12 protein-coding genes are annotated in these 14,092 nt (G+C 38.0%); 7 read left to right on the forward strand and 5 right to left on the reverse strand.

What is annotated here, in order from left to right; genetic code table 11:
* Nucleotides 1-59: 59 nt before the first annotated feature.
* From ACYVQZ_RS02975 to ACYVQZ_RS02995, 5 genes are all read left to right on the forward strand, one after another.
* A complete protein-coding gene (locus ACYVQZ_RS02975) occupies nucleotides 60-1,229 on the forward strand; it encodes an aminotransferase class I/II-fold pyridoxal phosphate-dependent enzyme (RefSeq protein ID WP_461239910.1) in 1,170 nt (389 codons plus the stop codon).
* Between the two features lie 13 nt (nucleotides 1,230-1,242).
* Complete coding sequence (locus ACYVQZ_RS02980; RefSeq protein ID WP_461239911.1) at nucleotides 1,243-2,229, forward strand: D-2-hydroxyacid dehydrogenase; 987 nt, start codon at nucleotides 1,243-1,245, stop codon at nucleotides 2,227-2,229.
* Between the two features lie 97 nt (nucleotides 2,230-2,326).
* Nucleotides 2,327-3,199: a TSUP family transporter gene (locus tag ACYVQZ_RS02985; protein WP_461239912.1), complete on the forward strand. Its 873-nt coding sequence runs from the start codon at nucleotides 2,327-2,329 to the stop codon at nucleotides 3,197-3,199.
* A 290-nt stretch (nucleotides 3,200-3,489) separates the two neighbouring features.
* Complete coding sequence (locus tag ACYVQZ_RS02990) at nucleotides 3,490-4,857, forward strand: Nramp family divalent metal transporter (RefSeq protein WP_461239913.1); 1,368 nt, start codon at nucleotides 3,490-3,492, stop codon at nucleotides 4,855-4,857.
* A gap of 33 nt (nucleotides 4,858-4,890) precedes the next feature.
* Nucleotides 4,891-5,514: a TetR/AcrR family transcriptional regulator gene (locus ACYVQZ_RS02995; protein ID WP_461239914.1), complete on the forward strand. Its 624-nt coding sequence runs from the start codon at nucleotides 4,891-4,893 to the stop codon at nucleotides 5,512-5,514.
* Between the two features lie 45 nt (nucleotides 5,515-5,559).
* On the opposite strand, the gene hflX is transcribed toward ACYVQZ_RS02995, so the two are convergent.
* The 4 genes from hflX to ACYVQZ_RS03015 all read right to left on the reverse strand — a co-directional run bounded on the left by hflX (nucleotide 5,560) and on the right by ACYVQZ_RS03015 (nucleotide 10,185).
* Nucleotides 5,560-6,834 carry a GTPase HflX gene (hflX, locus tag ACYVQZ_RS03000; protein ID WP_461239915.1) on the reverse strand — a complete coding sequence of 425 codons (1,275 nt, stop codon included), beginning with the start codon at nucleotides 6,832-6,834 and terminating at the stop codon, nucleotides 5,560-5,562.
* Between the two features lie 22 nt (nucleotides 6,835-6,856).
* Nucleotides 6,857-7,513, reverse strand: a complete 657-nt coding sequence (locus ACYVQZ_RS03005) for a histidine phosphatase family protein (RefSeq protein WP_461239916.1) — start codon at nucleotides 7,511-7,513, stop codon at nucleotides 6,857-6,859.
* 72 nt (nucleotides 7,514-7,585) lie between these two features.
* Nucleotides 7,586-9,451 (reverse strand): cation:proton antiporter domain-containing protein, encoded by a 1,866-nt coding sequence (locus tag ACYVQZ_RS03010; protein ID WP_461239917.1) that lies wholly within the window; start codon nucleotides 9,449-9,451, stop codon nucleotides 7,586-7,588.
* A gap of 80 nt (nucleotides 9,452-9,531) precedes the next feature.
* Nucleotides 9,532-10,185, reverse strand: coding sequence for a VTT domain-containing protein (locus ACYVQZ_RS03015; RefSeq protein ID WP_461239918.1), 654 nt, complete (start codon nucleotides 10,183-10,185; stop codon nucleotides 9,532-9,534).
* Between the two features lie 188 nt (nucleotides 10,186-10,373).
* Here ACYVQZ_RS03015 and helD point away from each other — a divergent pair, with 188 nt between their 5' ends.
* Nucleotides 10,374-12,665: an RNA polymerase recycling motor HelD gene (gene helD, locus ACYVQZ_RS03020; protein ID WP_461239919.1), complete on the forward strand. Its 2,292-nt coding sequence runs from the start codon at nucleotides 10,374-10,376 to the stop codon at nucleotides 12,663-12,665.
* A 57-nt stretch (nucleotides 12,666-12,722) separates the two neighbouring features.
* Entirely contained in the window at nucleotides 12,723-13,394 is a 672-nt protein-coding gene (gene deoC / locus ACYVQZ_RS03025; protein WP_461239920.1) for a deoxyribose-phosphate aldolase, read from the forward strand.
* Between the two features lie 27 nt (nucleotides 13,395-13,421).
* Here the strand turns inward: deoC and ACYVQZ_RS03030 are convergent, their stop codons facing one another.
* Nucleotides 13,422-14,060, reverse strand: a complete 639-nt coding sequence (locus ACYVQZ_RS03030; protein ID WP_461239921.1) for a DNA alkylation repair protein — start codon at nucleotides 14,058-14,060, stop codon at nucleotides 13,422-13,424.
* Nucleotides 14,061-14,092: the final 32 nt, after the last annotated feature.

Here is a 14,092-nt window from a genome sequence, read left to right on the forward strand (position 1 = left end):
GTTTTTTAATGTTATACTGTACGAATGGAGTTCACATAGTAAGTCTAGGGGGTTATATTTTGGACAGTTCATTTTTAACAAATCGATATCAAAATCCAGAACCAAATATCTTAGCTGATATTGGCACATTGGCGGCCACAACAGATGGTGCCATTGATTTATCAATTGGTGATCCCGATTTCACCACACCACAAGAAATTATTGCTGCTTCATTTGCTAAAACAAAGCAAGGAATGACGCATTATACTGAAGCAAATGGCTTACCAGAATTACGTGAGGCTATTCAAGCCTATTATGCTGATAAATTTGATCTGCATTTTGAAATTCCACAAATTCGGGTGACAGTGGGTGCGTCACATGCACTTTACCTTGCCTTGGCTGTTTTATTAAACCCAGGTGATGAAGTGATTGTGCCCCAACCTAGTTTTTCGCCTTATCCCGAAGAAGTTAAGGCAGCTGGCGGAACACCAGTTATTTTGTCAACTAAACCAGAAGATGGGTTTGCGGTTTTAGCTAGTGATATTGAAAAAATGATTACTGATAAAACTAAAGCAGTGATTATCAATTCACCAAATAATCCCACAGGTAACGTGTTAACTGCACAGCAACAAAAAGAAATTGCTGCAGTGGCCATTAAACACCATATCTTTATTTTGGCTGATGAAGTTTATTCAGATTATATTTTGCCAGGCAGTGACTTCATTCCGTTTGCAACATTTGCACCAGATAATACGGTTACACTAGGTAGTATGTCAAAAAGTTTTGCTATGACAGGTTGGCGCATTGGTTACTTAATTGGACCGGATTATCTCGTTAATGCCGCTAAGTTAGTAAATGAAGGAATTACCTATTCAGCACCAACACCTTCCCAAAATGCCGCGTTGTATGCGATTCAACATGCTGATGAATTTGTGCCTAAGTTTGCACAAGAATTTAAAGATCGGTTAGAGTTGATTCAACACGAGGTAGATCAAATCAGTTGGCTGTCCGTATCACCAATCCAAGGTGGGATTTACGCCTTTGTGGACATTCGCAAAACTGGACTTGATTCAGTTGAATTTGCTAAGCAATTGCTGGAAAAAGCCAAAATTATTGTTGTACCTGGGTTAGCATTTGGTGAAGCCGGTGAAGGATTTGAACGAATTGCTGCCACACAATCTTTAGATGAACTAAAAGAAGCCTTCAGTCGCATTAAAAATTTGGATTTAGCTTCTTTTTCAGCTAAGTAGGGAGTATTAAGCAATGAAAATAATTATGTATAGCGTGTTAGCAGAAGAAAAACCATTTATTGAAGCTTGGGAGAAAAAAACAGGTAACCAAGTGACTCAAGTGGAAGATGATTTGACAGTTGATACAGTCGATTTAGCGCAGGGATTTGATGGCTTAGATATGCAACAAACTATTCCGACTAAAGATCCAATTATCTATGAAAAATTAGAACAATTTGGTATTAAACAAATTACTGCGAGAATGGTTGGCTATGAAATGCTTGATTTAGATTTGGCCACACAGCATCATTTAGTGGTTACCAATATTCCTGCATATTCACCACGTGCAATTGCTGAAATGGGTGTTACGCAAGCAATGTGGTTGCTACGCCAAATTGGATATTTTGATCAAAGAATGGAAACTGGTGACTTTACTTGGAGTGGCCTAATGAGTAAAGAAATTCACGACCAAACAGTTGGAATTATTGGTGCTGGACATATTGGTGGTGCCACGGCACAAATCTATTCAGCCCTTGGGGCAAAGGTCATTGCAACTGACCCCGTGCACAACGTTGAATTGTCACCTTACCTAGAGTATGTGGATCAAGACACACTACTAGAAAATGCTGATATCGTCACGATTCATACTCCGTTGCAAGATGATACTCAAAATATCATTAACACTAAAACCTTAAAACAAATGAAAAATAGTGCCTACTTCATCAATATGGCCCGTGGTGGCCTCGTTGATACGCAAGCATTAATCACGGCTTTAAAAAACCATGAAATTGCTGGCGCGGCGCTAGATACCATTGCCGATGAAAACTTGTTTTTTGAACACCAAGTAAGTCCGGATCAAATTTCGGCTGATTATTTAGAATTAAAAGCAATGCCGAATGTCATTATTACGCCACACAGTGCCTTTTTTACCAATACTGCAATTAAAAATATTGTTGAAATCGGCTTAAATGATGTTGTGACAGTGTATAAAGGTAAAAAAAGTCGTAACGCGTTAAATTAAAAGGACAGCATTTTTTGTTCCAGAAAATTATTTTTGGTGCAATTGATGCTGTTTTTGCATATACTACAATAGTAAGTTCATTTTGAGGAGAAAAACCATGGTTAATACTATGATTGTGAGTTTGCTAGTAATATCTGCAATAATTTTGATGATTGTTATTTTGATAAAAATAAAAAAAAATAACTATCATTGGCTTTTTAAGACACAAGCTGTTGGTGCAGGAATTGGGATGATTACTGATTTCTTAGATACACTTGGAATTGGTAGTTTTGTGACAACGACCACCTTGTTTCAAATGACCAATTATTTAGATGATGAAAGAAACTTACCGGGGACACTCAACTTAAGCCATGCTATACCGACAATTGTGGAGGCACTGTTTTTTGTTACGGCCGTTCGGGTGCAACCAATAACATTAATTTCAATGGTTGCAGCTGCAGTTATTGGATCTGTAGTTGGTAGTGAAATTGTTGTGAGATTAAATAAAAGTACGATTCAAAAAACGATGGCAGTGGCATTAGTAATTACGTCAATTTTGATGATTATTAATAAATTAGGGTGGATTTCTCTGATTGCCACTGATAATTCAGCCCTGGGGCTAACGGGTGGAAAATTACTAGTAGGCGTCATTGGTAATTTTGTTTTGGGCATCTTAATGGCTGCTGGAGTTGGCCTATATGCACCCTGTATGGTTCTGGTATATTTTTTGGGATTGAAACCAATTGCAGCATTTCCAATAATGATGTTGTCTTGTGCATTGTTGATGCCTGCAGTCAGTCTTAACTTTATCAGAAAAGATAGATATTCTTTGAACGGAATTTTTGGATTTATTTTAGGTGGTATCGTAGGAGTTGTTATTGCAGCAACACTAGTTAGAAGTTTGTCGCTATCAGTCTTAGGTTGGTTAATTGTGGTCGTAAGTTTTTGGACTGCTTTCCAATTGTGGCATAGCTCTTTAAATACAGTCTAAAAAATTGATTTTTAATAATAATGTTAAATTAGAATACTTTTAGCCATTGAATACGACAGAAATAATCTTTCTCAACCGAAAAAGATTGTTTTTTTTATTGAGTATGCTATATTAATGATGTACTTTTGAACGGGCGCTCAATTAAATGATGTGTATTTAAAAAATTAAATTGATATGAGTTATCGAAGCCGAGTGCTTAAAGTTATATCAATTTAAAGTTTTGAGTAACCATAACTGCCTCGTTTTTAAAAGGCCGAATTTCTAAACCAATAGGAAAGAGGTTTTATTTTATGCCGCAAATTATTCACCGTAAGGCATCAGAAGATGATGTCAAAACTGTCGGAACTAGTCTCGATGAGATTAATGGCAGTATTAATGTTCCTAAGAATGCTGGATTTTGGAAAACACTAATGGCTTATACAGGCCCCGGTGTGTTGATAGCTGTGGGATATATGGATCCCGGTAACTGGGTCACTTCGATTGCTGGTGGTGCGCAATTTAAGTACAAACTACTAGCTGTGGTCTTGATTTCTAGTTTAATTGCGATGTTGTTACAAGCAATGTCTGCCAAATTAGGAATTGTGACTGGTCAAGATTTGGCACAAATTACTCGACAACGGACCTCCAAAAAAATGGGATTCGTATTATGGGTGATTGCTGAAGCCGCCATTATGGCCACAGACGTTGCCGAAATCATTGGGTCTGGTATTGCCATTCAGTTACTATTTAAGATTCCCTTGATTGTCGGTATTATCATCACGGCCGCCGATGTTTTGATTTTGTTATTATTAATGAAATTAGGCTTCCGAAAAATTGAAGCGATTGTTGCCACATTAGTCAGTGTGATCTTATTAGTCTTCTTGTACGAAGTTATCCTAGCGAAACCAAGTATGTCAGGAATCTTAGGTGGTTACGTACCATCACCAACCATTATTAGCAATCATTCGATGTTGTACTTATCCTTGGGAATCATTGGCGCCACAGTGATGCCACATGATTTGTATTTAGGCTCATCGATTTCTCAAACTAGAAAAATTGATCGTAACAGCAAGGCTGAACTTAAAAAAGCAGTTAAATTTTCTACTATTGACTCTTCAATTCAACTCTTTATTGCCTTTATCGTGAATAGTTTGCTCTTAATTTTAGGAGCCGCTTTATTCTTTGGCAAAGATAGTTCTTTAGGTAAATTTGTTGATTTATTTAATGCACTCAGCGATTCTCAAATTGTAGGAGCAATCGCCAGTCCAATGCTAAGTATGTTATTCGCTGTAGCGTTGTTATCTTCAGGTCAAAGTTCAACGATTACTGGAACCTTGTCTGGACAAATTGTGATGGAAGGGTTTATTCGACTGAAAGTACCATTATGGGTACAACGCTTGATTACCCGTCTATTATCAGTGACGCCGGTATTAATCTTTGCAGTTATCTATCATGATAATGAAGCCAAGATTGAAGACCTATTGACGTTTTCACAGGTGTTCTTGAGTATTGCGTTGCCGTTTGCGGCGATTCCACTAGTTATGTACACCAGTAGCAAAGAACTGATGGGTGAGTTTGCTAATAAATTATGGGTCAAAATTGCAGCTTGGTTTTCAACTATTGTGTTGATTATCCTCAACATATATTTAATTGTGCAAACCATCATGGAACTGGTCTAACAAGCAGAAATTGATGAAAGTTGGACAACACAAATGACTCAAAAAGAAGTCAAGATTTCCGAAAAAAAAGAAAAAATTTTGACCGTTGCAAGGGAGCTATTTGCAACAAAAGGATTTGAAGCAACGACAACCCGAGAGATCAATAACCAAGTCGGAATTGCAGACGGTCTACTGTACTATTATTTTCCAGATGGTAAACGTGAAATATTGGAAACCATTATTCAACAGGGCATTCAACGACGAGGTAAGATGGTTAAATTTAGTTTTGATCAAATTACCACAATTCAAGATTTAGAAGCCCAATTAGTTGAGCAATTTAATGTTGTTTCAGAGGCCTTTAGCCGGATTGAGAACTATCAATCATTTATCATCACAATTCGAGAAAGAGAGTTGCTATCTGATCAAAGCGCATCTTGGTTATTAGATGTGATTAAAGGTGCTACAACTGATATCATCACTGCCATTCAACAATTGAAAAACGAATTACGAATTAGTGAATCACAGATTAAAGAATTGGCCAATGTGATTGTTTCTATCTACCAAAAAGCGATTTATGATCAATTACTAATTAAAGATAAACAGTCATTTAGTCAACCAGTTCGAAAACAAGTGACTGCGCAAATTCATTTATTAATGACGCTCATCCAAACAAACTAAATTAAAACAGCTCGTTACTAGAACTTTTAGTAACGAGCTGTTTTATTAAATAATGTATTGGTTAAATCGTTGTTGTTCAACGGATGATAATTCAACCGTCATTAAAGTGCCATCTGCCGCATAGTCCGTTTTAATCACATTAGCATGATCATTTAGGTAGGAAACAACATCCCCATTTGCAAATGGAATCTTCAAATTAACAGTTACATAATTGTCAAAGATCCGTTGCTTGATGGCTTTCACCAGTAATTCTAATGAGTCATCATCTTTAGCAGATAGCACAATTTGATCGTCGCCTTCCATATGTGGGAAGTCATCGCCGATTAAATCGGCCTTGTTGAACACGTTAATCATCGCATCTGTTTTAATCCCAATTTGGCTCAGTGTTGACATGGTTGTATCCATCATATCGCGGTAGTGCGGGTCGGAATAATCAATCACTTGTAACAAGAGATCCGCCTGCGCAGCCTCTTTTAAGGTTGATTTAAAGGCTTCGACAAGATGAGTTGGTAATTTACTAACGAATCCGACGGTATCGCTGAGTAGCAATTGCTTTTGATCAGGGAATGTTAACTGGCGAATACTAGTGTCTAAAGTTGCAAATAGCATGTTTTTTTCAAAAACCTGTTTGTCATCATCAACACCAAATTTACGGACTAAGCCATTCATGATAGTTGATTTACCAGCGTTGGTGTAACCGACGAGGGCAACGGTTGGCAAATTATTTTTTTGCCGTTGTTGCCGTCTGGTTTCGTCAGATTTATCAATTTCAGCGAGTTGCGCCTTGAGATGAGCAATTGTATTTTGGATTGTCCGACGGTTCATTTCGAGCTTAGTTTCACCAGAACCACGGTTGGTAAAGCTCCCACCACCAGCACCAGTTTGTTGATCTAATCGCTGGTTAACACTGGTTCGTAAACGGGGTAGACGGTATTGTAGTTGAGCGATTTCGACTTGTAGCTTAGCTTCTTTACTTTGGGCGCGATTGGCAAAAATTTCCAAAATTAAGGCAGTTCGATCAACAATGCGAGCTTTCGTTTGTTCTTCCAAGTTACGAATTTGGCTAGGTGTCAATTCATCATTAGTCACAATTGTAAAAACCTGAAGTGTCTGTGTGAGTGTTACTAGTTCTTCAACTTTACCTTTACCAAAGTAAGTTGCTGGATTTGGCTTATCAATGTTTTGAATTAAAGTATCCTTAACCTGCATCTGATTAGCCAAAGCCAGGTTCTTTAGTTCTTCCATTGAATAATCAAAATTCGCTTGATTATTATTTAAACCCGCTAGAATGACGGGTTGTAACTCTGCTTGATTTTCCATACTGACAGTCCTTTTTATAAAGTTAATTTGGTAGTGTCAATTGATTGAAGAAATCTACATTAATGTCTTTTCCTGCAATCGTTAGTTTTGTAATGCTACCGTTTTTTGGTGAACTCGTGGGGTTCATTTCAGGGGCAAAGTGACTCACGATGGAGCGGATGGTCGTGCCGTGTGAGACCACTAGAATATTGTGAGCCTGTGTCTGTTTTGCCAATAGATCAAAACCAGGATTAAGACGGTCCCAAAATTGTTGATTGTCTTCTGCATGATGATATTGGTCGGCTGCGGCAATCATATCGCGCACTTTTTCAACAGAGAGTTCAGCAATCATTTCTTCAAAGTTGTTAAGACCAAGTGGTCGACCGATGAAATCCCAAGTATGAGGGCCGTCAGCACCTTCAAAGTATCCAAAGAATTGTTCTCGAAAGGCAGGCTCAATGGTTGGCATGTCAATGGTTGTTGGGTTAGCTTCTAAAATCATTTTGGCCGTGTTGATGGCGCGTGGCGAGTCACTGCTGTACGCGAGATCAAATGAAATGGATTTAAGCGCTTGCCCCGCATTTTTGGCATCTTGAATTCCTTTATCTGTCAGTGGTGCATCAGACCAGCCCTGAATGCGATTATACAGATTAAGATACGTTTGACCGTGGCGAACAAAATACACGTTAATTTCAGACATATGAAGACTCCTTTGATCTTTTTTACTATTAAAGCCAGTTTAACATAATTCCTTGTTAAACTGGCTTTAACCTTAGTTACTATTTAATTTACCAAACTGAGCACGAATCTGTGGTGCCCGATCTTTATCACTGGTGAAAATAATACGATCATTGAGCTGGATTAAAGTATCACCAGAAGGTTTAATAAACTGGCCATCACGGAAAATTTGGCTGATGGTGATTTCACTGATAAATGGCAAATTGCGAATAGAAAATCCGGTGTAGCGCCGATTTTTAACTGTCACTTCGTAAATTGCTGACTCAGTGTTTTGTAAAATTTCAAGCGTCGATGGAATTTCGATTAGACTGCGTAATAGACTAATATTTGCTTCTGGCGTGCTATAAACTTCAACACCCGCATTGGTCAGTTCATCTTCAGATTGATTCAAGATGTTTCGATCTTCAAACCGAGCAATAACACGGGGAACACCAAACTTTTTAGCAGCTAGCGCCAATCGATAATTTTTCATGGCATCAAAGTGGCCCAAAACTAAAATATCTGTATCAAAAACGTGGCGCTTGACGAGTTCTAAGGTATCTAAGCTATCTAATAAGGTTACATCGACTTCACTATTGAAAGCACTGAAATTTTTTTCTTTATCAGTGTACATTTTAATGTCATATTGGCCTTTTCTAAGTTGTTGTGCAACGGGGATGGTGGCCAAATTAGTACCAACAAAATGAACAACTTGTTTTTTCTGATCTTCTGCTTCTGCAACGTATGATTTGTTGAAGATTAAAGGGGCAATGATACAAGTGATTACAGCTGCTAAAATGAAGGCCCCAGATTGTTGCGAGGTGACAACGTGCATGTTCTTAGCAACTTTTAAGACGGCCAAAACTAGGGTAATGGTTGCCGTATTTAAGGCTTGACCCGCAAACGCATTAGCAGTTTTAAAGCGTTGTTTCAAAATGACGGCCACTGCTAGCTTTGCCACAATATATGCAATGAAAAATACGGGAATAATGATGAGCGTTTTACGATCAGACAATAAAGCAGGGATGTTCAATGTAACCCCACTCATGATAAAAAAGATCGGAATGAGTAAGCCATAGCCAAATGAGTCTAATTTATCGCGTGTGTCTTCGTGCGGTTGTAACAACTTCAACACAATACCCGCGAGAAAGGCACCAAAAATACTTTCGGCACCAACTGATTCAGCAAGTGTCACTAAGGTGACAATTAAGAAAAACGCCAGCCGAATATCCAATTGGGTCGTCGATTTATTAATGCGTTCAAAGAAACTAAAAAAGTTTCTAAATCGACGAAACAAAAAGATAGCGGCTAAAAAGATTAATAATAAGAGCCAAATTGGCTGTTTAGCGTGCCCAAAAATAGAAGCATAAATGGTTAATGCCATCATTGGTATCACTTCACCAAGCACAGCAATCAGCAGAACTGTTTGGCCGTATGGCTTACTGAGCAATTCTTTTTCTTTGAGTGTTGCGATGACGACCCCTAAACTAATCGTTGAAAAGATAATAGCGGCCAACCACATATCACCAAACAAGCCTGTCATTTTTAACAGATAGGCCAGCGCCAGTGATAATACGACAATTGAAGCGTATGCTTCACCAGCGAGTAATAATGGCGATTTTTGCAATTTCATTTGTTGCAATGCTTGCCGTTCAAGTTCATTTCTAGGAGCACGGCGTCTTGCAAATAGGGAAAAATCAATTTCCATCCCACTTAAAAATAGCAAAACAATCACACCAATGTCAGAAAGGGCATTGAGCGTGTTGTTAGCAGAAACAAGATGCAACACACTATTACCAAGAATGATTCCGGTGATAATTTCAATGACAGCAGTAGGTAAGGCGTTTATTTTTAATCTGGCCATTAATAATGGAATTAATAGAGCCGCAAGTAAGACGATTACTAATGATAATTGAGTCATAATTTCCTCGAAAAATTTCTAATAGTTATAAATCGCCACTTAGTATAGCAAATTGACAGACAAAATTAAAATCAAGTTAATTACCGCATGAGGTTGCGATCAATAATTTTACGCCGAATGAGCTTAATTAACGAAATAATTGCTGCTGGTGTAATGGCAACTAAGGCAATTCCCAAGATAATGATCGACAAATGATTTTGCACCACGGGCAGTGTACCAAAGAAAAAACCGAGACTAGAACCAACGAACACCCATAAAGCAACACCTAAAATATTAGCAATTAAAAAGCGGCTAGATTTAAAGCGTGAAGTACCCGCAATAAGTGGAACAAAAGTACGAATCAGTGGCACAAATCGACCAAAAATCACAGCCTTAATACCATGCCGTTCAAAAAACAATTCTGCTTTTTCCAAGTTTGGACCAGCAAAATGACGTTGAAAAAAGGACCACTTTAATACAAAATGACCAATTTTGAAATTCAAAGTATCTCCTAAAAATGCGGCAAAGAAGAAAGTGAAGATCAATAAAAAAATATTCAAGTTGGAATGATTAACAGCAGCTAGAGTGCTGGTGACAAAAATGAGTGATTCCCCGGGTAGCCATGGAAAAATCACTAGACCTGTTTCCGCGAAGATCAGGATAAATAAAATAGCGTAGCTCCATCCACCTAACCAATTAAACAATGGCAAGATGATTTCTTGTAAGTGAGTTAAATAGTAAAAAAGTTGCATCATCTTACCACCTCCGAGATTGATTGAAACCATTTTAAAGGGTTTAAACAGTAAACACCAGTCATTTGCGGGAGCTTTAAGAAATTATAATATTGAAGTATTTTTTGGGATAAAAATTTTAATAAATTTGGTTGAAATCGCCAAAAATGATATACTATTACAATCAATTAATCATTCATGGAGGAAGTAACTTGGCAGATTCAATTCGTGAATATGAACAAAAACATCTTGATGACGTTGTTGGAAAGATTGAAACAGCAATTCAAAAATCTCAAGATAGCATTGCTAAAACTAAAAAAGATGTTCAAGAAATCAATCGTCAATATGATGATATCAAATTAAATACGACCAGTTATTCTGGCATGATGGATACTGCAATGTCCGTGCGCCAACAACAACAAATGTTGGCTGAACGGGAACACAGTTGGCAACATGAAAATCAACGGGTGCAAACCCTGCAACGATTGAAACAGACACCATACTTTGCGCGCATTGACTTCTATGAAGAGGGCGAACAAGCCGACGAAACGATTTATATCGGCTTAGCGTCGTTTGTGGACCGTCCAGATCATTTTTTGGTTTATGATTGGCGAGCACCCATTTCGAGCGTTTATTATGATGGTGGACTAGGTAAAATTAGTTATCAAACACCCGATGGTATGCAAGAAGTTGATGTTAAATTAAAGCGTCAGTTCCAAATTAAAGATGGCGTTTTGGTCACCATTTATGATACCGATGAAACAGTTGGTGATCAAATGTTGTTGGAAGCACTCGGAACGCATTCTGATACCAAAATGAAGAGTATTGTGACAACTATCCAACAGTCACAAAATAAGATCATTCGCAACACTGATGCGGAATTGTTATTTGTCCAAGGTGCAGCTGGTTCTGGAAAAACAGCAGCTGTATTACAACGCGTTGCCTGGTTGTTATACCGCTATCGTGGAAATTTAAATTCAGGTCAAGTGATTTTATTTTCACCCAATCAACTATTTAATGACTATATTAACCAAGTACTACCAGAACTTGGTGAACAAAACATGGTGCAAATGACGTATTTCCAATATATTAACCGTCGTTTGCCAAATATAAAGGTCCAAACACTGCAAGAACGTTTTGAGGATGACCAAACCGAAACTAGTCAAAAAGTAAATGATGTGAAAACCAGTTTATCATTTTTCAAGGCTGTCCAACGGTACAGTAAACACCTTGAATCAGCAGATATGCGTTTTCGCAATATCATGTTTAACGACAAAGTATTTTTCAGTCGTGAAAAGATTCAAGAAATTTACTATTCATTTAATGAGAACTACCATCTGGGCAATCGACTAGATGCCACTAAGCAAGAATTAGTTAAAATGCTCAATCACCGTGTTAGTACGGAAATGCGGGCTAAGTGGGTGGAACAAAGTGTTCAAGCACTCAGTAAGGAAGAAATTGATCAGTTATTTGGAAATGAACCACGAGAGTTTGAAAATGGCGATAAAGAATTTAAGTTCTTAGCTCGCCAAATTGTGATTCAGGCCTTTAAGCCCATTAAAAAAGCCATTGATCATAATCGTTGGTTAAGCATTAATGCGCAATTCATGCATTTTATTCGTGCTGTGCCGAAACTAATTAACTTGGAAAAATATCAATTAACTAAAGAAACATGGGATCAACAAGCAGATCTAACGTACGAAAACTTGAAAGAACGTCGCCTAGGTGCTAGTGATGTGTCGGTCTATCTGTACTTATATGATTTAATGACTGGCCGCAAAGGTGAACGAGACATGCGCTTTGTCTTTGTTGATGAAGTGCAAGACTATGATGCCTTTCAACTGGCTTATTTGAAGTTTAGTTTCCCAAAGGCGAAATTTACATTACTTGGTGATTTAAATCAGGCTATTTTTACGAAAGAAAATAGTAAACAGTTATTAACACAGTTAAGTACAATGTTTGATCGTGACAAAACGGAAGTGGTTCAACTCACTAAGTCGTATCGATCAACGGCGCAAATTACTGACTTTACTAAACATATCCTAAAAAATGGTGAAGCCATTGAAGCCTTTCAACGCCAAGGTGATTTACCACAAGTGATCATTAAAAATGATAACAAAACGGCTGTCGATAGTTTGATTCAAACACTGGACAACTATCAAAAAGACCACGATTCAACAGCTGTTATTGGCAAGAATTTCGCAGATTGTGAAGCAATTTTTGACGAATTACAGCAACGTGGCATTAAGGCAACCTTAATTCGAACGGAAAATCAACGTTTAGTTCCTGGCACAATCATCGTCCCTTCATATTTAGCTAAGGGACTGGAATTTGATGCCGTGGTTGTCTGGAATGCGAGTCAACAGACTTATCAAGGTGATGAAGAACGTCAATTACTCTATACTGTTTGTTCGCGAGCTATGCACGCGCTGACTTTAATTGGAATTAAATCAATCACAAAATTACTTGATCAAGTACCAAATAATGAATATCACATTGTGTAGTAAAATTAGAGTTGTGGCGAGGCCATAACTCTTTTGTTTACCGAAAGGAACACAAATATGAAATTATCTAACACAGAATTAGCACAATACATGGATCATACGTTACTGAAACCGGAGGCCACCCAAGCTCAAATTGAGACCGTCATTGAAGAGGCTCGTCAATACAACACGGCTTCACTTTGTATTAATCCATACTGGGTTAAATTGGCTGCTCAGCAATTGACTCAATCTTCAGTCAAAGTGTGTACCGTCATTGGTTTCCCGCTAGGTGCCAATGCGACGGCCACCAAGGTGTTTGAAACACAAACTGCCATTCAAGATGGTGCACAAGAAATTGACATGGTGATTAATATTGGTGCATTAAAGCAGCAACAAAATCTTGCAGTTAGTGATGATATTATGGCGGTCGCAAAAGTAGTTCACGAAAATGGCGCGTTGTTAAAAGTCATTATTGAAACAGCGTTATTAACCGATGAAGAAAAAAGAAGAGCTTGTCAGCTGGCTGTAGCAGCCGGTACCGATTTTGTTAAAACTTCGACTGGTTTTTCGACTGTCGGTGCAACCGTTGCAGACGTTAAACTGATACGGCAAACTGTGGGCCCAAAAATCGGAGTTAAAGCATCTGGTGGCATCCATAGTGTTCAAGAAGCATATGACATGATTGAAGCTGGTGCCACGCGATTAGGGGTTAGCGCAAGCGTCGTAATATTAACGGAAAATAATCAATAAAAGCAAAGCGCTAAGGCGCTTTGCTTTTTAAATATATTTACTACCTTCAGTTTTTGCCAATTTGGTGAGCTGATGAGTACTAATAAAGTCAGTGACCCATTGTGGGTTCGTTTTGCTATAATCGCGCAATGCCCAGCCAATTGCTTTTTGAATAAAGAATTCATTAGTTTTGATGTCGTATTCAATTGCCTGAGTCAAAAGTTGCTGATCAACAGCGTTTTTTTCTAATAACTGAAGTAAAATTGAAATTCGGCGCATCCAAAAGTTTTCATTTTTGAAAAACCAATTGAACACGGTCTTCTTTTCGTTGGGATGATATCGGACATAGTCACCAAACAATTTTCGCCAGGAATCAACGCTGTCCCACCAAGCTTTTTGTGGTACAAACTTGGTAAAAGACTGAAGTGTTTGCAAATTTAAACGACGAACGTTAGCAACACTAACATCGATGGCAACATACTGATATTCCCGCTCGTTGCGCAGGTACAGTTGGGTAACTAATTGCAATAGTTCGGAGATGGGTAATTGTTTACTTTGTTTAATTAAAGCTCGTGACTGGGCTTTTCGCTCGGGTGATTTTGTGCCGACAAATTGAAATTGATTTTTCATGTACTTCGCCATTGGTTGTTTATTATTTTCAACACCTGTTAATACAAATTGTGACATAGTAACCTCCTGAAAGAGCTTTGTTTGAGTAT

The organism is Paucilactobacillus salsurae (genome assembly GCF_054784995.1).